The following is a 20,673-nucleotide window of genomic DNA, read 5'->3' as shown; positions in this document are numbered from 1 at the left end:
ACTCGACGTTGGGCGGATTCAGCCCTCGCCGAGTTCCGGCGGCGGCCGGTACTCCGGCTGGTAGCCGGAAACCTGGATCGGGCTTCCCACCAGGCGAAATTCGCCCGCCGTCACCACCACTTCCGGGGTGGCTTTGAGCGCCTCGGGCAGCGTCCTGACGGCGGCGGCCGGAACGCCGAGGGGACGCAGTCGCCGTTCCCAGCCGGCGGCGGTGTCGGTCGCCAGCATCGCCGTGACGACCGCCAGCACCTCGTCGCGCCGGGCAACCCGCTCGGCCATGGTGTCGAAGCCGCCGATACCCGCCTCGGTGGCAAACGATTTCCAGAACCCGTCATGCGTGATGAACAGCGCCAAGTACCCCTCGGCGGTCGGGAAGAGCTGCGCGGGAACGTAATACGAATGCGCCCCGTTGGGCCGGCGCTGCGGTTCGACGCCGTTGTTGAGGTAGGCGGATGCGTGGTAGTTGAGCTGCGACAGCATCACATCGCGCAGCGACACGTCCACCTGGCCGCCGGTGCCCGAGATGACCTTCGCCAAAAGGCCTAGCGCCGCGCACATTCCGGTGGAGTTGTCGGCCGAGGAATAGCCGGGCAGCGTCGGCGGGCCGTCCGGGTCGCCGGTCAGGGCGGCGGTGCCGACGCCGGCCTGCACCACGTAGTCGAACGCCGGATCGTCGCCGCCGTACAGACCGAAGCCGGTGATGGCCACGCAGACGATCCGCTCGTTGTGCCGTCGCAGCGCGTCGTAGGTCAGACCCAGCCGGCGGATGGCGGACGGCTTCAGGTTGACCAGCAGCGCGTGGGATTCGGCGACCAGCTCGCCCAAACGTTGCTGTCCCGCATCGGAGTTCAGGTCCAAGGTGATGCTGGACTTGTTGCGGTTGAGGCTGGCGAAGTAGGAGGCGCCGACGCTGCGCGAGATCTCGCCGCCGGCGGGTTCGATCTTGGTGACCTCGGCGCCGAGATCGGCGAGCAGCATGGTCGCGTAGGGACCCGCCAGCATGGTGCCGACCTCGAGGATGCGTATCCCCGCGAGCGGCCCGGTGTCGCTCGGCGTCAACGCAATTCCGCCGCGAGTGAGGCGATCATCTCGCGGGTGCGGCGTTTGGAAGCGACCAACTCGTCCCGATTGTCGCCGATGGGCAGCAGCCGCACCGACAGGTCGGTCACGCCTGCGTCGGCGAAGCCGCGCATTCTGGCCAAGATGGCCTCCTCGTCGCCGGCCGCACACAGATCGCCGACATCGCGAGCGTCGCCGCGTTCCAGCAGCCGCTGGTAGTTGGGTGACACCTCGGCCTCACCCAGGATGCGGTTGGCCCGCTCCTTGGCCTCGTCGACTTGCGCGGGCGCACACAGGCATACCGGGATGCCGGCCACGATCCGGGGCGCGGGGCGACCGGCGTCCGCGGCGGCCTTGGTGATCTTGGGCGCGATGTGGTCAGCGATCGCACGCTCGTCGGCCATCCACAACACGGTGCCGTCGGCGAGTTCACCGGCAAGCTGCAACATCACCGGCCCCAGCGCGGCGACCAGCACCGGCATCGGGCTGTCGGCCCCGATCGCCAGCGGATTGTGCACCGTGAACGAATCATTCTCGACGTCAACGGGTCCCGGCCCGGCGATGGCGGCGCCCAGCACCTGCAGGTAGTCGCGGGTGTAGGCGGCCGGCTTCGCATAGGGCAGCCCGAGCATGTCACGGATGATCCAATGATGCGACGGCCCGACACCGAGCGCGAGTCGTCCGCCGGCCACCGCGTGCGTCGAGAGGGCTTGGCGGGCAAGGGCGATCGGATGCTGGGCCTGCAGCGGCACCACCGCGGTGCCGAGCTCGATGCGCGAGCTGTGCGCGGCCATCAGCGACACCATGGTCAGGCAGTCGAAGTCGTTGGGCACCTGCGGCATCCACGCGGTGTCCAGACCCGCGGACTCGGCCCATTCAATATCTGAGGCCAGCTTGCTCACCTTGCGGGCCATGTCGCCACGCTCGGCGCCGATCATCACTCCGACGCGCACGATTCCTCCGGGGCAGGCTCGGGATTGCCGGTCAATGCGCGGATTTCGCGCACCAGGTCCTCCAGCGGTGTCCCCGTCGGGAACACGGCGGCGGCTCCGGCCGACAACAGCTTGGGCACGTCGGCGTGCGGGATGGTGCCGCCGACGACGACGGCGATGTCGGCGGCGTCGGCCGCGCGCAACGCCTCGATGGTGCGGGCGGTGAGCGTCAGGTGAGCTCCGGACAGGATGCTCAGGCCCACCACCGCCACGTCTTCCTGCACGGCGATCGATGCGATGTCCTCGATGCGCTGCCGGATGCCGGTGTAGATCACCTCGAAGCCGGCATCGCGCAGGGTGCGCGCGACGATCTTGGCGCCGCGGTCGTGCCCGTCAAGGCCGGGCTTGGCCACCAGAATCCGCACCGCCATCTAGAACACCACCGGTTGCTGAAATTCGCCCCACACGCCTTTGAGCGCGGAAACCATCTCGCCGACAGTGCAGTACGCGTTGGCGCAATCGATCAACTTATGCATCAGGTTGTCGGTTCCTTCGGCGGCCCGCGACAGCTCCGCGAGCGTGGATTGCACTGCGGCCGAATCCCTTTCGGCCTTCACCTTGGAGAGGCGCTTCAGCTGCAGGTCGCGGCCCTCGGCGTCGAGCTCGTAGGTGACGACGTCGGGCTCGGGCTCTTCGGAGACGAAGCGGTTGACCCCGACGACCGGGCGGGTGCCCGCCTCGATGTCCTGGTGCACCCGGAAGGCTTCGTCGGCGATCAGACCCTGCAGGTACCCGTCCTCGATCGCGCTGACCATGCCACCGTGGCGCTCCAGGTCATCCATGATCTCGACGATGCGGGCCTCGGTGGCGTCGGTGAGCGCCTCGACGAAGTAGGAACCGCCGAGCGGGTCGGCGACGCTGGCGACGCCGGTCTCGTAGGCGAGGATCTGCTGGGTGCGCAGCGCCAGCGTCGTGGACTCCTCGGTGGGCAGCGCGAACGGTTCGTCCCAGGCCGCGGTGAACATCGACTGGACGCCGCCCAGCACGGCCGCCATCGCCTCGTAGGCCACCCGCACCAGGTTGTTCTGCGCCTGTGGGGCATACAGCGAGGCGCCGCCACACACACAGCCGAACCGGAACATCGACGCCTTGTCCGTCGTCGCGCCGTAGCGCTCCCGCACGATCGTCGCCCAGCGCCGCCGTCCCGCACGGTATTTGGCGACCTCCTCGAAGAAGTCGCCGTGGGTGTAGAAGAAGAACGAGATCTGCGGCGCGAACTGGTCGATGGTCATCCGGCCGCGTTCGACGACGGTGTCGCAATAGGTGACGCCGTCGGCAAGGGTGAACGCCATCTCTTGCACCGCGTTGGCCCCCGCGTCGCGAAAGTGCGCCCCGGCCACCGAGATGGCGTTGAATCTGGGGACCTCGGCCGCGCAGAACTCGATGGTGTCGGCGATCAGCCGCAGCGACGGTTCCGGGGGCCAGATCCAGGTCCCGCGCGAGGCGTACTCCTTGAGGATGTCGTTCTGGATGGTGCCGGTGAGCTTGGCCCGCGGTATGCCTTTTTTCTCGGCGGCGGCCACGTAGAAGGCCAGCAGGATCGCGGCCGTCCCGTTGATCGTCATGCTCGTGCTGAGCTTGTCCAACGGGATCCCGTCGAACAAGATCTCGAAGTCGGCCAGCGTGTCCACCGCGACGCCGACCCGTCCGACCTCCTCGCCGAACTCGGGATCGTCGGAGTCATACCCGCACTGGGTCGGCAGGTCGAGCGCCACCGACAGCCCCGTCCCGCCCTGGTCCAACAGGTAGCGGTAGCGGCGATTGGATTCCTCGGCGGTGCCGAACCCGGAGTACTGCCGGAAGGTCCACAACTTGCCCCGATAGCCGGACGCGAAGTTGCCCCGGGTGAACGGGAACTCCCCCGGCGGCGGCGGTTCCGCGGTCCTCTCCGCCGGCCCGTACACGGGCTGCAGCGGAATGCCCGACGGTGTCTGAGCAGCGTTATCCATCGATGAATAACGTACTTGCAAAAAAAGAGAATGCCAATACCACGTAGCTGACCTGGGAAGTTGCGTTTCTCACTTACGCACGGCAGAGGATCTCGCCGTGTGGAATCGACAGCCAACCGTCGGGCGCCGCGGCCCAGGACCGCCACGCCGCGGAGATTTCTCCGAGCTGGTCGGCGGTGGCCAGGCCCGAGGCGAGCAGGTCGCGACCGACGCTGGAGTGCAGGATCCGGTCAGCCCACATCCCGCCCCACCAGTCGCGGGTTTCGGGCGTCGCGTAGCACCAGACGCTGCCCGTCGGCGCGACGTCTTCGAAGCCGGCCGCCAGCGCCCACGACAGCAGCCGCCGGCCCGCATCGGGTTCGCCGCCGTTGGCACGGTGCGCCTTGCCGTAGAGGTCCAGCCACAGGTCCAGCCCGGGGATCCGCGGAAACCAGATGAAACCGGCGTAGTCGGCGTCGCGCGCGGCGACGAGCCCGCCCGGCCGGCAAACGCGCCGCATCTCCCGCAGCGCCTGCACCGGATCGGCGACGTGCTGCAGCACCTGGTGCGCGTGGACCACGTCGAACGTGTCGTCGGCGAACTCGAGGTGATGCACGTCGGCGGTCGCGAACGTGACGTTGGGCAGGTCGCGCCGCTCGACCTCGGCGCGGGCCACGTCGAGCACGTCGGCGGATTGGTCGACGGCCAGCACCGGTCCGGGCGCCACCCGCTCGGCGAGGTCGGCGGTGATCGTCCCCGGGCCGCAGCCGATGTCGAGCACCGACGAACCCGGCTTCAGGTGGGGCAGCAGGTAGGCCGCGGAGTCCTGCGCGGTGCGCCGTTGGTGGCTGCGCAACACCGATTCGTGATGTCCGTGCGTGTACTTGGCCGGACGCGTGTCGTCCATGCCCACAAGCTTACCGGTGCCGCTCATAATACGAAATCTGTGTCTCACAGTGTGGGACGTCCTGGGCGGTTTCCCACGACATCGGAGACATCTGTCGATCTCATCGTGAGGGCCGGCAGGGGCCCAGCGCACTTGCGGCTCAAGGTTTCCCGTTGGCTCAGCGCCCGCACCTACGGCATGTGACGCATCGCGCTCGCCAACACGACGGATCTGTCCAAGCGACCGCGGGCTGATCACCTCATACTCGACGTCGTGGATCCGTGTTCTCTGCTCCCGCCGATCGACATTTTCTCCAGCTGGATCGAGCTGCGTGAGGGTGGCGCCGTCGAGTCGCGGTCGCGGGGCGTGTCCGGTGAATGGGGCCGGTGGACCGTAGCGGCCTTTCACGTCACGGACAACGACTCGGTGCATTCCGATGTCTGGGAGCGGCACCCGGCCGGCGACGAGGTGCTGTTTCTGCTCTCCGGCGCGGTCGCGGTTCATCTGCGAGATCTCGCCGGCGGGGAGGCAGCGACGACGCTACCTACTGGAACATGCTGGGTGGTGCCGGCCGGCACATGGCACCGCCTCACTGTCGAAGAGCCCGGCGACCTGCTGGTGATCACACCGCGCGCGAACACCGAGCACCAGAAGAAGCCTAATGAAGCTGAAGCGCTGGCCGATTCGCATCGGTGACCATCGGCTCGCAGCGGCGGGCGGCGCCTTCGTCGTTTACACGGCGCTGATGCTGTTGCCGGAACGACGCATGCACGCAACCGGGGGGCCCGGGATCATTCCATTCGAACTGGCCGGCAGCGCCGCCGGAGCCGAGCGCATCATGACCCGCTGGGGCCCGGACGGTCAACGTGCCGCACGCGTATCCCTCTGGCTCGATTTCGGATACATGGCGACCTACGGCACGTTCACCGCGCTGCTCGTCGACCGCGCGCGTCGGCGTCGCGGCCATCCGGCTGTCCTGCCCGCCGCAGTGATCGCGGCCGTTGCAGCCGATGCGGCCGAGGGAGCTTCGTTGCTCAAGGTACTCGGGCGCGCGGACATCGCGATTCACGCGCGGCGCGCCCGGGTTGCGGCTTTGGCCAAGTTCGCACTTCTCGTGCTCGCCCTCACTTACGTCGCCGCCGACCGTGCGATGAAATCGCCACAAGTCCGCAAGGACGCGTCTTTGCCTCGCTGACAGCCGATCTCGTCCCGTTCGCCAACAGAGGCCGGACGCGCCGCAGGAGCTTGCTAATGCACGAGGTGCGGCGCGAGGAGATCGACCATCCCGGCGACGAGGCGCGCGAGCGGGCGACCGGCCGACACCATCGCCGGAAAGATGCCGCCGCGCCGTCGTGCAAGCCCATGACCGAAGGCCTCCGACAACCTGACCGCAACCGCAAATGGTCGCGCCTGCCATGTCAGCGTGCGGACCCTTTCCGTCTCGTCGAGCCGCAGCACCCAAGCCGCTTCGCCGCGGACGCCTCGCACGGTGAATTCGCAGATCAGCACTTTCGTGGCGGAGTCGCCGAACTCCGCGTGAATCGTCAGGTCGTCGGCGGCATCCAGCAGAATCGCCAGGATGTCCGCCACCAGCGCTCCGCGGACCGGTTCGCTCATCACCGGAGAGTGGTACGTGACGTCCGCGGAGAGGCAGGCAAGGAGGCTCTCGAGGTTCTGGTTCGCGAGTGCTTCAGCGAATGGATGCATGGCCTGCGGATCGGTCGTCGATCGCTCTACGGGTGCGGTCCTGCGCGACGGCCTGGGCAAGTGCAGCGTGCACTTGGGCGGCTGCGATCAGATTGCGCTGCTCCGTGCTCGGTGCGGATGGATCCAGGTCGAGTGCGGCGGCCAGCAATCGCAACGCCTCATCGCGATGCTGCTCAACACGGGTGTCAGTCCCGGACACCGTGTACCCCAGCGCAATGCTTCGCGACAAAGCTTGCCAACAGATCGGCGGTCAGGCCGGGTTCTTCAAGGATCGGGCTGTGTCCGATGCCGGGCAGCAACTCGACGGCGACGTTCGGCACCGCGCCATAACCCGCGGCCGACGAGGCTCGCCATCGCCGGTCCTCGACCCCGAAAATCACCAGCACCGGCAGCGCCAACTTGCGAAGGCGGTCCGGCAAGGTCTGCCGGGCAAGGTATTTCATGGTCTCTTTGGGCGTTGTGGTGAACGCCCGATGATTCATGCCTCGGACATCGGCAACGATCTGCGGGTCGATATCGACCTCGCGGGTGAACGCCGAACTCAATCCCTTGCGGATGGTGGACTCGCTTCGCATGGCCCACAGAATGCGCCCGATAACCGGCATCGATATCAACCGGCCGAGGCCGCCTGGTCGGAGATAGGCGTCGACGCTCGGTCCAGTATCGATCAGCGCAAGCGCGATGACGGCGACGCAGGGATGGTCCGCGAGGGCGGTCGCGATCGCACCGCCGGTGGAGTGGCCGACGGCGATGACCCGGCGCACACCCAGCTTCAACAGAACCGAGGCGGTCGTGTTCGCCTGCGCCGCAATACTATAGCCGTCGGAGGGCTTGGCCGATTGTCCGTGCCCAACGAGGTCGACGCGAATGACCCGATGGTTCTCGGCCAGTCGAGGGACCAGACGATCCCACCACACCGTCGACCCCGCATAGCCATGCATCAGCAGGAGTGCCGGTTCGCTGTCGGGTCCGTTTTCGACAACGTGGACATCATGGCCGTCGACCCTGACCACGCGCTCTCGCACATGGGTCTCCGGTAGTTCGTCTGGTGCGTCGTCTGCCATTCGGCCTCCTCGCTCGCGACGCGTCCTGCATCCGCACCGTTGCCGACCACGAGCATGCACCGATCGCATCGTGTGTGCTTGTACAGATCCGTCGTGTGTGAGATGACCGGCGCGCGCCGGGTTTGGAGCTAGTCGACGGGCACGTTGAGGATCGGGCGGTCGACGCCGGCGCCCGGGCCGTCGAAGTGCCACCACTCCCCGGAGTAGGGCGCCAGCCCGCCGTATTTCATGGCGTCCCGCAGCCGCGCGCGGTTCGCCTGGGCGTCGGCGCTGACGCCCTGCGTGGCGTATGCCGTTGCGCGCGAGGAGAAGTCGTCGAAGTCGGTACCCATGTCGGCCAGGCACAACCCGTCGACCTGCCGCTCCGGCGGGCACTGTGCCTGCACGGTGGTGAACGTCACGTCCACCGAACGCCCGGACTCGTGGCTGTGCGCGTACTGGCCGGGGCGGGCCACCCACGCGGGGTTGGGGACGGCGTTGAACAACTTGACCTGGACGTCGTGCGGCCGATAGCAGTCCCAGAACACCAGCACGTGGCCCTGGGGGCGCAGCGCCGTCGCGGCCGCCGCCAGCCCGGGACCCATCGACTGATGCACCAGGCATCGGGCGTCGGACGGGTACAGCTGCGTGTGGGTGAAATTGTTCGTCGTCGCATAGCGCAGGTCGATGATCGCGTCGGGCACCACGGTGCGCACGTCGATGAATCCCGCCGCGCGCGCCGCGTCGCCGACCGGCGGCACGTTGGGGTCGGCTTGCCCTGCCGGGGCGCCGAGGACCAATGCGGCTGTCACGACGAGTGGAAGCGTCACGCGCATCTGGCCATTCTCGCCGTTCGCCAACCCGAATCACCTTCCATTCGGGGCGATGTCGCCGTCGACGTAGCGCTGCAGGTTGGGCCCGATCGCCGCGACCACCTCGTCGTCGGCCATCGAGGCGATCGGCTCGATCTTCCAGACGTAACGCAACAACGCGAAGCCGATCAGCTGGCTGGAGATGAGGCCGCTGCGACGCAGCCGCTCGTCCTCGTCTTCGCCCAGCGTGGATTCGCCGATCAGCCCCCGCTCCACGATCAGGCGCAGCTTTTCGCGGGTCTTGGTCTCATGGGCCGCGGTCAGCACGACCGCCCGCAGCACGGGCCCCACCTCCTCGTCCGCCCAGATCTCCAGGACGTTGCGGATCAGTCGCTCGCCGAGTTCCGCCTTGGGCGTGGCCCATGTCCTGGCGACCGAATCGAGAAATCTCGGCGGCGGCGTGGTGGCGGCGTCGAGCAGGCCTTCCTTGGAGCCGAAGTAGTGGTAGATCAGCGCCGGGTCGACGTCCGCGGCGCGGGCGACCGCCCGAATCGCGGTGCCGGCCCAGCCGTGTTCGGCGAATTCGTCCCGCGCCGCGGACAGGATGCGCGCCGCCAGGACGCCGCGCTCGTCGCGCGGACCCGGCGTGATCGATCGCTTCGGCACCGGCTCACCATACCGCGAAATTTCATCTTGCGTTGAGACTAGTTTCAACGTACCGTGAAACTATGATCACGACCCTGAACGGCCCGCAGACCACCGGCCGGCAGTACCGCAACCTGAGCGAGCCGCGATACGCGACGCGCAGCGACATCAACACCGCCATCGCGATGCGCGACGGCACCAGGCTGTTGGCCGACGTCCATCGACCCGACGCCGACGGCCGCTTTCCGGCCCTGCTCGCCGCCTCCCCCTACCCGCGGCAGGTCCAGGACCTGGGGGCCCCGGCCGGATTCGTCGAGGCCGGCGTCACCGACTTCTGGGTGCCGCGCGGCTACGTGCACGTCATCGCCAACCTGCGCGGCACGAACGGCTCGGACGGAACCTTCACCTTCTTCGACGCCCAGGAGCGCCGCGACATGTACGACCTCGTCGAGTGGGTTGCCGCCCAACCGTGGTGCGACGGCAACGTCGGCATGATCGGCATCAGCTACTTCGCGATGACCCAGCTCGAGGCGGCCGTCGAGCGCCCGCCCCACCTCAAGGCGATCTTCCCGCTGGCCGTGACCGCGGACCTGTACGACGGCGCGAACCATCACGGCCTGCTGAGTTCGTCGTTCGTGACGCCGTTCCTGGTCATGATGGGCCTGACCGCCGAGCGCGGCGACCGGCTCTGGCGCAGCAAGCCGGTCGGCGTGGCCCGCCGCGTGCTGAAAAGCCCCCGCGTGCACAAGAAATTCGAGACCGCCAACGGCGAGGCCGCGGTGACCATGCTGCGCCAGGTCCTCCGGCTGCCCCACAACCCGCATCCGTGGGACGAACTGTGGCAGGAGGCGGTCGTCAAGCATCCGACCCGCGACGAGTGGTGGGAGGAGCGAAACCTGTTGCCGCTGCTCAAGGAAATCGACATTCCCGTGTACCTCGGCTGCGACTGGGAGAACGTGCCGCTGCACCTGCCCTCGACGTTCGCCACCTGGAAAGGGTTGTCCGACAACGCCTGCGTGCGGATGGGCATGCTGGGCAAGTTCGGGCTGACGTGGCCCTGGGAAAGCATGCACACCGAGGCGCTCGCCTGGTACGACCATTGGCTCAAGGGCCGTGACACCGGCATCACCGAGGGACCACCGATCCGGTACTTCCTGCCGGGCGCCGACGAATGGCGCACCGCCGACGTCTGGCCGCCGTCACACGCCCCGCACCGCGAACTCGCCCTGCGCGCCGACGGCGCCCTGGGTGAGGACGAGGGCGAGCCGGGAAGTCGCGAATTCATGGTCCTGGGCCCGGGGCTGGGTCGGGTCAAACCCAGCAAGATCGACCCGCCGTCGTCCCTGACCTGGACCGGCGCGCCGCTTACCGAGGACCTCGACGTGGTCGGCGACATCGAACTGCGACTGGTCGCCTCGGCGACCGCGATCGACACCGGGTGGATCGCGATGCTGCAGGACGTGGCGTCCGACGGCACCGCCACCGATGTGACGGCCGGCTGGTTGCGCGCCAGCCTGCGCGAGGTCGACGAGGCGGCCAGCCGACCCGGCGCCCCGGTGTTGCCGTGCCGCAACGCGCGGGGCGTGCCGCTGGGCGAGGACGTCGTGTACCGAATCCCCTTGGTGCCCAACGCCCGGCGGTTCGGGGCCGGCCACCGCATCCGCCTGACACTCACCAGCGACGACCAGGACCCGTCGGCGCCGGTGATCATGAACTTCCGGCACGCCGGCGTGGGGACCACCAGCCTGAACACGGTTCGCTCGTCGTCGCGGTTGCTGATCCCGGTGCTGACGTAGCCGTCGAGGTGTGGCCCGGCGGTGCGCCAAGCGGGATGATCGTGCGATGCCGATGATCGATCTGACGTTCGTGCGCGGCTCGCTGGACGACGCGGCGCTGGGCCGGTTGGCCGAGGAGTTGGTGACCGCGCTGCTGCGCGCCGAACGCGCTCCGGACACACCGTTTCTGCGGGAGAACACCTGGGTGTACCTGCACCCGGTGGACGCGGGCGAGCTGTTGGTGGGCGGCCGCGGTCCGGGGGCGCCGCGATTCAGGGTCGAGCTGACAGTCTTTCAAGGCGCGCTGGACCGGCATCGCAAGGAGCGGCTCGCCGCCGACGTGCACGGCGCCGTGTGCGCCGCGGCGGGGATCGAGCCGCAGGGTCCCCAGGCGTTTCACGTGTGGACGCTGATCCACGAGATCCCCGAGGGCAACTGGGCCGGCGGCGGACAGGTCATCTACTACCGGCAGGTGAAAGGCCTTGTGGCCGAGGACATGCCCGACGAACGTCTTGCCTGAACGCCCACCCAGCCCGTCCGACCGCCCTATGCTGGCGTGCGAGGGAGGGACCGATGGTGTACGTGCAGGCGCAACCGCAGGCGATGGCGACGACGGCCGCGGATGTGGCGGCAATCGGCTCGATGATCGACGAGGCCGGGGCGGCCGCGGCGGGCAGAACGACCGGCATGGCAGCGGCCGCCGCCGACGAGGTGTCCGCCGCGGTGGCGCGGCTGTTCAGCGCGTACGGCCAACAGTGGCGGGCGCTGGTCGAGCGGGCGGCCGCCCTGCACGGTGAGTTCGCCCAGGCGCTGGCGGCGGCGGGCAACGCCTACGCCAACACCGAGGCCGCCAGCCAGGCCACGCTCGCCGCGACCGGCGGTTCCGCGACGGCGGCCCTGCAGAACGCGGCGGATCCGCCCGTCACTTTCGTCCTGGGCGGCAGCGGAATGCCGATACCTCCGCAAGATTTCGTGACCAATGTCGTCACCAAATACGTCGCCCCCAATTTCCCCGTCGGCCTTGTCCAAGCTCTGGTGATGCCCGCCGGAGAATATCCGGACAGCGGCATCAAAGATTTGATGCAGAACATTTCGATATCGCGGGGCGTCATAGCCCTGAACAACTCGATCCAGCAGCAACTCGACGCCGGAAACACCGTCAACGTTCTGGGCTATTCGCAGGGCGCCAACATCGCCGCGCTGGAAATGAAGTTGCTGGACCCTGGCGGCACCCCCAGCAATCTACCGATAAACTTTGTGCTGCTTGGCAATTCGATGAATCCCAACGGGGGCTGGGACGCGCGCTTCCCGGGCCTGAACCTGCCGACGCTGGGCTTTTCGACCATCGGCCCAATGCCGACCAACGACTTCGTGACCAAGGTTTACACCCTGGAATACGACGGCTGGGCCGACTTTCCGCGATACCCGATCGATATCTTCTCCGACCTGAATGCCCTGGCCGGCATGGTCACTGTGCACACGAGCTACGACACCCTGACACCCACCCAGATCAATTCGGCGATCGTGCTGCCGACACAGGGCCCCACCGAGACCACCTTCTACATGATTCCCAACCCGAACCTGCCGTTGTTGGATCCGGTGCGCCTTATCCCCTACGTGGGCAACCCGCTCGCGGATCTGGTGCAACCGGTTTTGACGCCCCTCGTCAATTGGGGCTACGGAGATCCAAACTTCGGCTGGTCTACCGGCCCGGCGAATGTGACGACCCCGTTCGGGTTCTTGCCGCCGCTGAGCGACACGACCGCCCTGGGACCCGCCCTGGTCAGCGGCATCCACCAGGGAATCGGCGCCGCGATCGGCGACTTTGCCGCCGAGGGGCCCCCGCAGCTGCCGTCGCTGCAGGGCATATCGCAGGCCCTTGGGTCACTGACGTCCGGTCCCGGCACGCCGGCGCTGCCGTCGGGGCCGCCCTCGATCACCGACCTGATTTCGGGACTGGAGGCGGCGAACACCGGGATCGTCGGCGGTGCGACGACGTCGTTCTCGACGGCCTATTCGACGCTGCTTCCGACGGCGGACATCACGACGGCCGCCCTCGTCTCGTTGCCGTCGTACGACCTCAACCTGTTCCTGAACGGGGTGACCCAGATGGTCAACGGCCAGCCCCTGGCCGGGCTCGTCAACGCGTTCGGGTACCCGCTCGCCGCCGACGTCGGCTTGCTCCCGATGCTGGGCGGTTTGGAAGTTGCGGTCCTGGGAGAGGCGGGTTATTCGATCCTGACCGGCACGCCGTACGGCAGCTTCTAGATCGTTCTCGCAGTGGCCAGGGGCGGGATCGAACCGCCGACCTTCCGCTTTTCAGGCGGACGCTCGTACCGACTGAGCTACCTGGCCGGAAGGCAGTGGCTGCCTCGCCGTGCTGGCGACCCTGACGGGACTCGAACCCGCGACCTCCGCCGTGACAGGGCGGCGCGCTAACCAACTGCGCCACAGGGCCTTGCTCTCGCTCCGCGTCATTGCGTCGCGCGTACCCCCAACGGGATTCGAACCCGTGCTACCGCCGTGAAAGGGCGGCGTCCTAGGCCACTAGACGATGGGGGCCAGAACCGAATCACTCCGGGGGCACTCGCAACGCAGTTACCGTTGGGAGCCACGTCAGCTTAGGTCACCGCAGGCCCAATCCTCAAACGAGCGCCGTTCGGGCGGTGTTCCGAACCCAGTATTCTGAACGTTCGCGCCCCTATAGCTCAGTTGGTAGAGCTACGGACTTTTAATCCGCAGGTCCTAGGTTCGAGTCCTAGTGGGGGCACTGAAAACGGTTATTACCTCGGCCTATGCCGCCGGCACGCCCCCCGGCCGCGTCTGCCACCTCTTTGTCGCACGACACCCGCCCCGCGGACCGGCCGACGCGGGGTATGGCCGTCGTTCGGCCGCCGGACGACTTGGCTTATGCTTCGAATCGTGAGCGTCGACGCGGCCTACCCCAATGCACCAGTAGCCCTGGTAACCATGGAAATCCGTCATCCAGCAACGGATTCCCTCACCGAGTCCTCGAGCGGCGAGCTCAGACGTCTGCTCGCGGACCTGCTGCCCATCGAACGCCAGGCGCAGGACGTTGCCTGGGCGATGGGCCCCGGCGGGCAGCCGCAGCCGGCGGCCGAGCGGTTCGTCCGCTACGTCAACCGCGACAACACTCTCGCCGCGTCGATGAAGACCCAGGCCGTCGTCATCGAGACCACGGCCTACACCAACTTCGAGGAACTGGTCGACCTGGTGATGCGGGTCATCGACGCCCGCTCGCAGTTCTCGCCGATCGTCGGGGTGGAGCGCCTCGGCCTGCGCTACGTCCTCGAGATCCGCGTGCCCCAGGGCGTGGACGGCCGCATCGAGTGGGCCAACTGGATCGCCGAGCCGCTGCTCGGACCGCAACGCATCGCCCCCGCCGGGCTGACCCTGACCGAATGGCAGGGCGCCGCGGTCTACCGCGAGGCCAACCCCGGGAAGTCGATGATCGTGCGTTACGGGCCGGGCGTGGGCCAGGCGCTGGACGCCAGCTACCACCTGCGCCGCACGATGCCGGCCGCACAGGGACCGTTCTTCCTGCTGGACATCGACAGCTTCTGGACCCCGCTCGGGTCAATCCCCGAATACGACCGGAGCACGGTGCTGACGACCTTCCAGGACCTCTACGACCCGGCCCGCACCGTGTTTCAGGAGATGCTCACCAACCGCCTGAAGGACGACCTGCTCAGTCGCTAGGACCGGTCAACACGGCGCTGGTGTAGGTCACGTCGGCGAAGGCCTGGGCGACGTCGTCGTCGGGATAGACGAAGCCGTTCGCCGCGTGTAACTCCCGGACGGTTTGCGATGACGTCCGCCAGCCGCGCTGGCCGAGGTGGTCGATGATGTGGCTGCGCTGGCCGTGGTACACGAGGTCGTTCAGGTCGACCTCGAATCCGAGTTCGCTCATCCGGTCATGGTGTGCGCGCCAGCGCTCGTCGCCGAAAACGGCTGTGTCGGGCACGAATTCGAAGGCGAGGCGGCTGCCCGGCGCGCTCAGCGCGGTGATGTTGTCGAACAGCGCGTCCTGGGCTTCGTCGGGTAGGTAGACCAACAGGCCCTCGGCGCTCCACGCCGCGGGCGCCTGCGGATCGAAGCCCGTCTGCTGCAGCGCCGCGGCCCAGTCGTCGCGCAGGTCGATGGCGACGGTGCGCCGCTCGGCGGTCGGCTCGGCGCCGAGATCGCGCAGCGTCGACGTCTTGAACTCGATCACTTCCGGCATGTCGACCTCGTAGACGACGGTGCCCGCCGGCCAGGGCAGGCGGTAGGCGCGCGCGTCGAGGCCCGAGGCGAGGATCACCACCTGGCCTATGCCGCCCTTGGCCGCATCAAGGAAGAATTGGTCGTAAAACCTGGTGCGGCAAGCCATGCCGCGCGCCATCCGCTGCGGATCGAACTCGGTTTCCTCGTCAACGGGGATCTGGCCGTTGACCAACCGGACGTAGACGTCGATGCCGACCGCGCGCACCAGCGGCGCCGCATATGGGTCCTCGATCAGCTTCTCGTCGCTGGACAGCGCCCGCTGCGCGGCGACCATCGTCGCCGTCGCTCCGACGCTCGTCGCCAGATCCCAACGGTCGCGGTCGGTGCGTGCCATGTGGTTTCCCCATCCCAGCCGAAAAATATAGATAGCCTAGTTAATACCACAGCGCCGGCGGCCGCCCTGCGGGACTACCCTCCGACCTGTGACCGACTTCGCCCAGCGCACCATCGAGTTGGCCCGCCGAAACGTCGCGGAAGGCGGTCGCCCCTTCGCGACGGTGATCGTCAAAGACGGCGAAATCCTCGCCGAGAGCGCCAATCGGGTGGCCCAGACGAACGATCCGACCGCGCATGCGGAAATACTGGCCATCCGTGAGGCGTGCACGAAGCTGGGCACCGAGCACCTGGTCGATTGCACCATCTATGTGCTGGCCCACCCGTGTCCGATGTGCCTGGGCTCGCTGTACTACTGCTCGCCCGCGGAAGTCGTCTTCCTGATCACCCGCGAGTCCTACGAGCAGTACTACCTCGATGACCGCAAATACTTCGAGGTCTCCACGTTTTACGACGAATTCGCCAAGCCTTGGGACCAGCGCCGCCTCCCGATGCGCTACCAACCTGACGACGCCGCGGTCGACGTGTACCGGTTGTGGAACGAACGCAACGGCGGCCGGCGCAGGTCGACGGTCGTCCCGCCGGGCTGACCCGCGGCGTTGCCCCGCGGCGTTGCCCCGCGGGGCTAGTGTTTGCGTATGCATGCAGGTAATAGCGAAGACCGCCTGCCCGACGACCAGGCCGGTCTGGTCGTCGAGGTGTTCCGGATGCTCGCCGACGCCACCCGCGTGCAAGTGCTCTGGTCGTTGACGCATCGCGAGATGTCGGTCAACGAACTCGCCGAACACGTGGGCAAGCCCGCGCCGTCGGTCTCCCAACACCTGGCCAAGCTGCGCATGGCGCGGCTGGTGCGCACGCGCCGGGACGGGACCAGCATCTTCTACAGCCTGGAAAACGACCACGTCCGGCAGCTCGTCATCGATGCGGTCTGCAACGCCGAGCACGCCGGCCCCGGGGTTCCCCGCCATCACCGGAGCGAGAGCGACCTGAAGGCCGTCGCCGGATCGTCGACGACCCGGCGCCCCCGGCCGCGCCGGGGCACGGCCTGATCACCAACGGCCACAACAATCTTCACGTCGGGCGGTCACATGACGAGAGACGCCGCCTAGGAGACCCGCGGGCAGTAGTGCTTCGGGTTGTCCCGCTCGTCCAGCGGCGGCAGGTTGCGCGCCGGCGTCTGCACCAGCGGGGCGTCCGCCGGGATCCGGCCGGTCACGCGATCCCAGCCGGCCCGCGCCCGCGGGTGCTTACGGTATCGCCTTGGCACGCAGGCGAACACGACGCGGACGAGGTCGCCGAAACGCCGGTGCAGCCATTCGTCGCGGCGCGACCACCGATAGCCCATCAGCTCGCGCACCGGCGGGTCGTAGAGGCCGACGGTGAGCCATACGAAGAACGGGGCCAGCAGTTTGCGCTGCGCGGCCCACAACGGATCCGGAAGCCATTGGGCGAAAGGGGGTTTGGGCAGTGCGGTCAGGTCGAGGACCGCACGGGCGGCCCAGTTGTCCTCTAAGACGTTGCGACACATGTGGTCCCAGTAGACCTTGAAGTCCTCCCAGGACGCCGGCACCGGTCGCATGCTCATGCCGTACATGCGATACCACTCGACGTGCTCGTCGAAGAGCTGGCGCCGCTGCGCCTCGGTCAGTCCGCCGCAAAACCGTTCGGCCACATGGATCGTGCCCACAAAGAAGGTGGCGTGGGCCCAGTAGAACACGTCGGGATTCAGTGCGTGGTAGCGCCGGCCCTGTTCATCGACGCCCTTGATGTCGGTGTGGTAGTCGCGCACCTCGGCGCCGGTCACCGGCGCGCGGTCGCCGTCGAAGACGACGCCCCCGATCGGATACAACGAGCGCAGCAGCCGCGGCCAGCGCTCCCGGAAGAACGTCGAGTGGTCGATGACCGCCGCGCCCAGCTGCGGGTGCATGTTTTGCATGGAGCCCGCCCACGGACCCTGCAGCATGCCCCGCCAGTCACCGAAGTACCGCCAGGTCAGTGAATCCGGACCGAGCGGCATCGGCGGCGCCTCGTAGCCGAGCGGTGACACCGGGCAGCCGCCGGCGACGCCGTCGGAGCCGCTGGTCAGCGGGCGGGGTGCGGAAGTATGTTGGGTCACTATTGGATTCCTGTAAGTATTGGCAAAACTGACTACATACGTTGTCACTTTAAGCTTAGGAGCGATGTGCCGACCGGTCAACGACGGGGCCGCTGGACCGGTGTCCCCCTGGAGAGCCGGCTCGCCCTCCGTCGGGACAATCTCATCACCGCCGGCGTGCAGCTGCTCGGCAGCGATCGGGGTCCCGCGTTGACCGTGCGCGCGGTGTGCCGCAAGGCAGCGCTCACGGAGCGCTACTTCTACGAAAGCTTTTCCGACCGTGACGAATTCGTGCGCGCCGTCTACGACGATGTCTGCACGCGGGCGATGAACACCCTCACCTCGGCGAAGACCCCGCGGGAGGCCGTCGAACAATTCGTCGAGCTGATGGTCGACGACCCCGTGCGCGGGCGGGTGCTGCTGCTGGCGCCCACGGTGGAGCCGATCTTGACCCAGTCGGGCGCGGAGTGGATGCCCAACTTCATCGACCTGCTGCAGCGCAAGCTGTCGCGGATCGGCGATTCGGTGCTGCAGAAAATGATCGCGACGAGCCTGGTCGGCGGGCTGACGAGCCTGTTCACCGCCTACCTCAACGGCCAGCTCGGCGCCAGCCGCGAGCAGTTCATCGACTACTGCGTCAACATGCTCTTCACCGCGGCGGCCCCCTATGTCTCGGCGGCCGAGCAGGCCAACTCCGAGTAGCGGTTTTCCTACGCGCCGCGCGGGCTAGCCAAGAGAAAGCCGGGTTGTGCGCATGGGCGGTTCGGCGTCAAAACCGGCGACGGCGCGCGGGCTGGAGGAACTTGATGCTACCGGCGGGCACAGATATATTGACTGCAACCCGTAGACACAGATAACTGGAGGGGGACTATGTCAGCCCAGCTGACCGACCTACAGCTGCTGCACGAGCTGGAGCCGGTGGTCGAGAAGTACCTCAACCGGCATTTGAGTGTGCACAAGCCGTGGAACCCGCACGACTACATCCCCTGGTCAGACGGCAAGAACTACTACGCGCTGGGCGGCCGGGACTGGCATCCGGAGGAGAGCAAGCTTTCCGACGTCGCCCAGGTGGCGATGGTGCAGAACCTCGTCACCGAGGACAACCTGCCGTCATATCACCGCGAGATCGCCATGAACATGGGCATGGACGGCGCCTGGGGGCAATGGGTCAACCGCTGGACCGCCGAGGAGAACCGGCACGGCATCGCGCTGCGCGACTACCTGGTGGTGACCCGCGCCGTCGACCCCGTCGAGCTCGAACTGCTTCGTCTCGAGGTTGTCAACCGGGGCTTCAGCCCGGGCCAGAACCACCAGGGCGAGTACTTCGCGGACACGCTCTGCCACTCGGTGCTGTACGTCAGCTTCCAGGAACTGGCCACCCGGATTTCGCACCGCAACACCGGCAAGGCCTGCAACGACCCCATCGCCGACCAGCTGATGGCGAAGATCTCGGCCGACGAGAACCTGCACATGATCTTCTACCGCGATGTCAGCGAGGCCGCGTTCGACCTCGTCCCCAACCAGGCGATGCAGGCGTTACACCTCATCATCAGCCACTTCCAGATGCCCGGCTTCCAGGTGCCCGAGTTCCGGCGGAAGGCCGTCGTCATCGCCATGGGCGGCGTCTACGACCCGCGCATCCACCTCGACGAGGTCGTCATGCCGGTGCTGAAGAAGTGGCGCATCTTCGAGCGCGACGACTTCACCGGTGAGGCGGCCAAGCTGCGCGACGACCTCGCCCTGAAAGTCAAGGAGCTCGAGCTGGCCTGCGACAAGTTCGAGGTGTCCAAGCAGCGCCAACTGGATCGCGAAGCCCGCACCGGCAAGAGGACCACCGCCTACGAGCTGCACAAGACCGCGGGCAAGCTGGCCATGAGCCGCCGCTAGTCCGGCTCGGGACAAATAGTGCGCATCGGTCCGATCACGCTCGCCAGCCCGGTGGTGCTGGCCCCGATGGCCGGCGTGACCAACGTCGCTTTCCGCACGCTGTGCCGTGAGCTCGAACAGGCGAAGGCCGGAACCGTCAGCGGGCTGTACGTCTGCGAGATGGTGACCGCTCGTGCGCTCGTCGAGCGCCATCCCGTCACCATGCACATGACGACGTTCGCGCCGGAGGAGTCGCCCCGCTCGCTGCAGCTGTACACCGTCGACCCGGCGACCACCTACGCGGCCGCCAGGATGATCGCGGACGAGAACCTGGCCGATCACATCGACATGAACTTCGGCTGCCCGGTGCCCAAGGTCACCAAGCGCGGCGGCGGGGCGGCGCTGCCGTTCAAGCGGCGGCTGTTCGGCCAGATCGTCGCGGCCGCCGTGCGGGCCACCGAGGGCACCCGGATACCGGTGACCGTCAAGTTCCGCATCGGCATCGACGACGACCATCACACGCACCTCGACGCCGGCCGCATCGCGGAGGCCGAGGGGGCCGCGGCGGTCGCGCTGCACGCCCGCACGGCGGCGCAGCGCTACTCCGGCACCGCCGACTGGGAACAGATCGCCCAGCTCAAGCAGCAGGTCCGGGCCATCCCGGTGCTGGGCAACGGCGACATCTACGACGCCAGCGACGCGCTGGCGATGATGGCCACCACCGGATGCGACGGCGTGGTCATCGGCCGTGGCTGCCTGGGCAGGCCATGGCTGTTCGCCGAGCTGTCGGCCGCGTTCACCGGCAAGCCGGCGCCCGCCCCGCCCACGCTGGGCGAGGTCGCCGACATCGTGCGCCGGCACGGCCGGCTGCTGGCCGCGCATTTCGGCGAGAACAAGGGCATGCGCGACATTCGCAAGCACATCGCCTGGTACCTGCACGGCTTCCCGGCCGGATCGGAATTGCGCCGGGCGCTGGCCATGGTCATGACGCTGGACGAACTCGACACGCTGCTCGGCCGGTTGGACGGCGCGGTGCCGTTCCCGGAGGCCGCGGCCGGCCCGCGCGGGCGACAGGGCTCGCCGGCGCGCGTGGCGCTGCCCGAAGGCTGGCTGAGCGACCCGGACGACTGCACGGTGCCGGCCGGGGCGGACGTGATGCACTCGGGCGGCTGAGCGTTAACACGCTCGAAATCGCATCGCGACCCAGAACTCAGTACGATGTGGACCTTGCCGCATTGCGCTTCCGTG

At 67.8% G+C, this 20,673-nt stretch carries 22 protein-coding genes and 4 tRNA genes; 12 read left to right on the top strand and 14 right to left on the bottom strand.

The genetic code is table 11. The features are described 5' to 3' along the window. Positions 1-18: 18 nt before the first annotated feature. The 5 genes from AWB89_RS18470 to AWB89_RS18450 all read right to left on the bottom strand — a co-directional run bounded on the left by AWB89_RS18470 (position 19) and on the right by AWB89_RS18450 (position 4,886). Positions 19-1,059, bottom strand: a complete 1,041-nt coding sequence (locus tag AWB89_RS18470; protein ID WP_085175606.1) for a CaiB/BaiF CoA transferase family protein — start codon at positions 1,057-1,059, stop codon at positions 19-21. After that, positions 1,056-2,012 carry an LLM class F420-dependent oxidoreductase gene (locus tag AWB89_RS18465; protein WP_085175604.1) on the bottom strand — a complete coding sequence of 319 codons (957 nt, stop codon included), beginning with the start codon at positions 2,010-2,012 and terminating at the stop codon, positions 1,056-1,058. The genes AWB89_RS18470 and AWB89_RS18465 overlap by 4 nt, the downstream gene beginning before the upstream one ends. Then, positions 1,997-2,422 carry a cobalamin-dependent protein gene (locus tag AWB89_RS18460; protein ID WP_085175602.1) on the bottom strand — a complete coding sequence of 142 codons (426 nt, stop codon included), beginning with the start codon at positions 2,420-2,422 and terminating at the stop codon, positions 1,997-1,999. The genes AWB89_RS18465 and AWB89_RS18460 overlap by 16 nt, the downstream gene beginning before the upstream one ends. Next, on the bottom strand, positions 2,423-4,000 hold the full coding sequence (locus AWB89_RS18455) for a methylmalonyl-CoA mutase family protein (RefSeq protein WP_085175600.1): 1,578 nt from the start codon (positions 3,998-4,000) through the stop codon (positions 2,423-2,425). 73 nt (positions 4,001-4,073) lie between these two features. Beyond that, the gene (locus AWB89_RS18450) at positions 4,074-4,886 is read right to left on the bottom strand and encodes a methyltransferase domain-containing protein (RefSeq protein ID WP_085175598.1); all 813 of its coding nucleotides are present in this window, start codon (positions 4,884-4,886) and stop codon (positions 4,074-4,076) included. Between the two features lie 252 nt (positions 4,887-5,138). Between AWB89_RS18450 and AWB89_RS18445 the strand changes: the two genes are divergently transcribed. Both AWB89_RS18445 and AWB89_RS18440 read left to right on the top strand, forming a co-directional pair. Next, positions 5,139-5,561 carry a cupin domain-containing protein gene (locus tag AWB89_RS18445; protein WP_158089832.1) on the top strand — a complete coding sequence of 141 codons (423 nt, stop codon included), beginning with the start codon at positions 5,139-5,141 and terminating at the stop codon, positions 5,559-5,561. Next, positions 5,527-6,060: a hypothetical protein gene (locus AWB89_RS18440; protein WP_085175594.1), complete on the top strand. Its 534-nt coding sequence runs from the start codon at positions 5,527-5,529 to the stop codon at positions 6,058-6,060. The genes AWB89_RS18445 and AWB89_RS18440 overlap by 35 nt, the downstream gene beginning before the upstream one ends. Before the next feature lie 53 nt (positions 6,061-6,113). Here the strand turns inward: AWB89_RS18440 and AWB89_RS18435 are convergent, their stop codons facing one another. From AWB89_RS18435 to AWB89_RS18420, 4 genes are all read right to left on the bottom strand, one after another. Further along, a complete protein-coding gene (locus AWB89_RS18435) occupies positions 6,114-6,482 on the bottom strand; it encodes a hypothetical protein (protein WP_142282566.1) in 369 nt (122 codons plus the stop codon). Between the two features lie 275 nt (positions 6,483-6,757). Next, entirely contained in the window at positions 6,758-7,636 is an 879-nt protein-coding gene (locus AWB89_RS18430) for an alpha/beta fold hydrolase (protein WP_085175590.1), read from the bottom strand. A gap of 128 nt (positions 7,637-7,764) precedes the next feature. Then, positions 7,765-8,451, bottom strand: a complete 687-nt coding sequence (locus AWB89_RS18425) for a M15 family metallopeptidase (protein WP_085175669.1) — start codon at positions 8,449-8,451, stop codon at positions 7,765-7,767. Positions 8,452-8,481: 30 nt separating this feature from the next. Next, the gene (locus AWB89_RS18420; protein WP_174627850.1) at positions 8,482-9,093 is read right to left on the bottom strand and encodes a TetR/AcrR family transcriptional regulator; all 612 of its coding nucleotides are present in this window, start codon (positions 9,091-9,093) and stop codon (positions 8,482-8,484) included. A 62-nt stretch (positions 9,094-9,155) separates the two neighbouring features. Here AWB89_RS18420 and AWB89_RS18415 point away from each other — a divergent pair, with 62 nt between their 5' ends. From AWB89_RS18415 to AWB89_RS18405, 3 genes are read left to right on the top strand one after another with little or no spacing between them, the layout of a single operon-like run. Next, complete coding sequence (locus AWB89_RS18415; protein ID WP_085175588.1) at positions 9,156-10,868, top strand: CocE/NonD family hydrolase; 1,713 nt, start codon at positions 9,156-9,158, stop codon at positions 10,866-10,868. A gap of 46 nt (positions 10,869-10,914) precedes the next feature. Next, on the top strand, positions 10,915-11,367 hold the full coding sequence (locus tag AWB89_RS18410; protein WP_085175586.1) for a tautomerase family protein: 453 nt from the start codon (positions 10,915-10,917) through the stop codon (positions 11,365-11,367). 53 nt (positions 11,368-11,420) lie between these two features. Then, on the top strand, positions 11,421-13,115 hold the full coding sequence (locus AWB89_RS18405; protein WP_085175584.1) for a PE-PPE domain-containing protein: 1,695 nt from the start codon (positions 11,421-11,423) through the stop codon (positions 13,113-13,115). A 13-nt stretch (positions 13,116-13,128) separates the two neighbouring features. Here AWB89_RS18405 and AWB89_RS18400 read toward each other — a convergent pair. The 3 genes from AWB89_RS18400 to AWB89_RS18390 all read right to left on the bottom strand — a co-directional run bounded on the left by AWB89_RS18400 (position 13,129) and on the right by AWB89_RS18390 (position 13,409). Next, positions 13,129-13,202: transfer RNA gene (locus tag AWB89_RS18400), tRNA-Phe, on the bottom strand. A gap of 26 nt (positions 13,203-13,228) precedes the next feature. Continuing rightward, positions 13,229-13,305 (bottom strand) — tRNA-Asp (locus AWB89_RS18395). Between the two features lie 31 nt (positions 13,306-13,336). Beyond that, positions 13,337-13,409 (bottom strand) — tRNA-Glu (locus AWB89_RS18390). Between the two features lie 135 nt (positions 13,410-13,544). On the opposite strand from AWB89_RS18390, the gene AWB89_RS18385 reads away from it, so the two are divergent. Both AWB89_RS18385 and AWB89_RS18380 read left to right on the top strand, forming a co-directional pair. Beyond that, positions 13,545-13,617 (top strand) — tRNA-Lys (locus AWB89_RS18385). Positions 13,618-13,769: 152 nt separating this feature from the next. Then, a complete protein-coding gene (locus AWB89_RS18380) occupies positions 13,770-14,567 on the top strand; it encodes a TIGR04255 family protein (protein ID WP_158089831.1) in 798 nt (265 codons plus the stop codon). On the opposite strand, the gene AWB89_RS18375 is transcribed toward AWB89_RS18380, so the two are convergent. Continuing rightward, complete coding sequence (locus tag AWB89_RS18375) at positions 14,557-15,465, bottom strand: class I SAM-dependent methyltransferase (RefSeq protein ID WP_085095536.1); 909 nt, start codon at positions 15,463-15,465, stop codon at positions 14,557-14,559. The two genes, AWB89_RS18380 and AWB89_RS18375, sit on opposite strands and share 11 nt — an antisense overlap. Positions 15,466-15,553: 88 nt before the next feature. On the opposite strand from AWB89_RS18375, the gene AWB89_RS18370 reads away from it, so the two are divergent. After that, complete coding sequence (locus AWB89_RS18370) at positions 15,554-16,054, top strand: nucleoside deaminase (protein WP_085175582.1); 501 nt, start codon at positions 15,554-15,556, stop codon at positions 16,052-16,054. A 48-nt stretch (positions 16,055-16,102) separates the two neighbouring features. Then, a complete protein-coding gene (locus AWB89_RS18365) occupies positions 16,103-16,513 on the top strand; it encodes an ArsR/SmtB family transcription factor (RefSeq protein ID WP_085095540.1) in 411 nt (136 codons plus the stop codon). 56 nt (positions 16,514-16,569) lie between these two features. Here the strand turns inward: AWB89_RS18365 and AWB89_RS18360 are convergent, their stop codons facing one another. Next, on the bottom strand, positions 16,570-17,580 hold the full coding sequence (locus tag AWB89_RS18360) for an oxygenase MpaB family protein (protein ID WP_085175580.1): 1,011 nt from the start codon (positions 17,578-17,580) through the stop codon (positions 16,570-16,572). Between the two features lie 66 nt (positions 17,581-17,646). Between AWB89_RS18360 and AWB89_RS18355 the strand changes: the two genes are divergently transcribed. The 3 genes from AWB89_RS18355 (at position 17,647) to dusB (ending at position 20,598) form a co-directional block, all read left to right on the top strand. Further along, complete coding sequence (locus tag AWB89_RS18355; protein ID WP_142282565.1) at positions 17,647-18,261, top strand: TetR/AcrR family transcriptional regulator; 615 nt, start codon at positions 17,647-17,649, stop codon at positions 18,259-18,261. Positions 18,262-18,429: 168 nt separating this feature from the next. Next, positions 18,430-19,446 carry an acyl-ACP desaturase gene (locus AWB89_RS18350; RefSeq protein ID WP_085175578.1) on the top strand — a complete coding sequence of 339 codons (1,017 nt, stop codon included), beginning with the start codon at positions 18,430-18,432 and terminating at the stop codon, positions 19,444-19,446. An 18-nt stretch (positions 19,447-19,464) separates the two neighbouring features. Further along, positions 19,465-20,598 carry a tRNA dihydrouridine synthase DusB gene (gene dusB / locus AWB89_RS18345; RefSeq protein ID WP_085175576.1) on the top strand — a complete coding sequence of 378 codons (1,134 nt, stop codon included), beginning with the start codon at positions 19,465-19,467 and terminating at the stop codon, positions 20,596-20,598. Positions 20,599-20,673: the final 75 nt, after the last annotated feature.

It is taken from the genome of Mycobacterium paraense, assembly GCF_002101815.1.
Classification (GTDB): Bacteria; Actinomycetota; Actinomycetes; order Mycobacteriales; family Mycobacteriaceae; genus Mycobacterium; species Mycobacterium paraense.
This window is presented reverse-complemented; position numbering and strand designations above follow the sequence as displayed.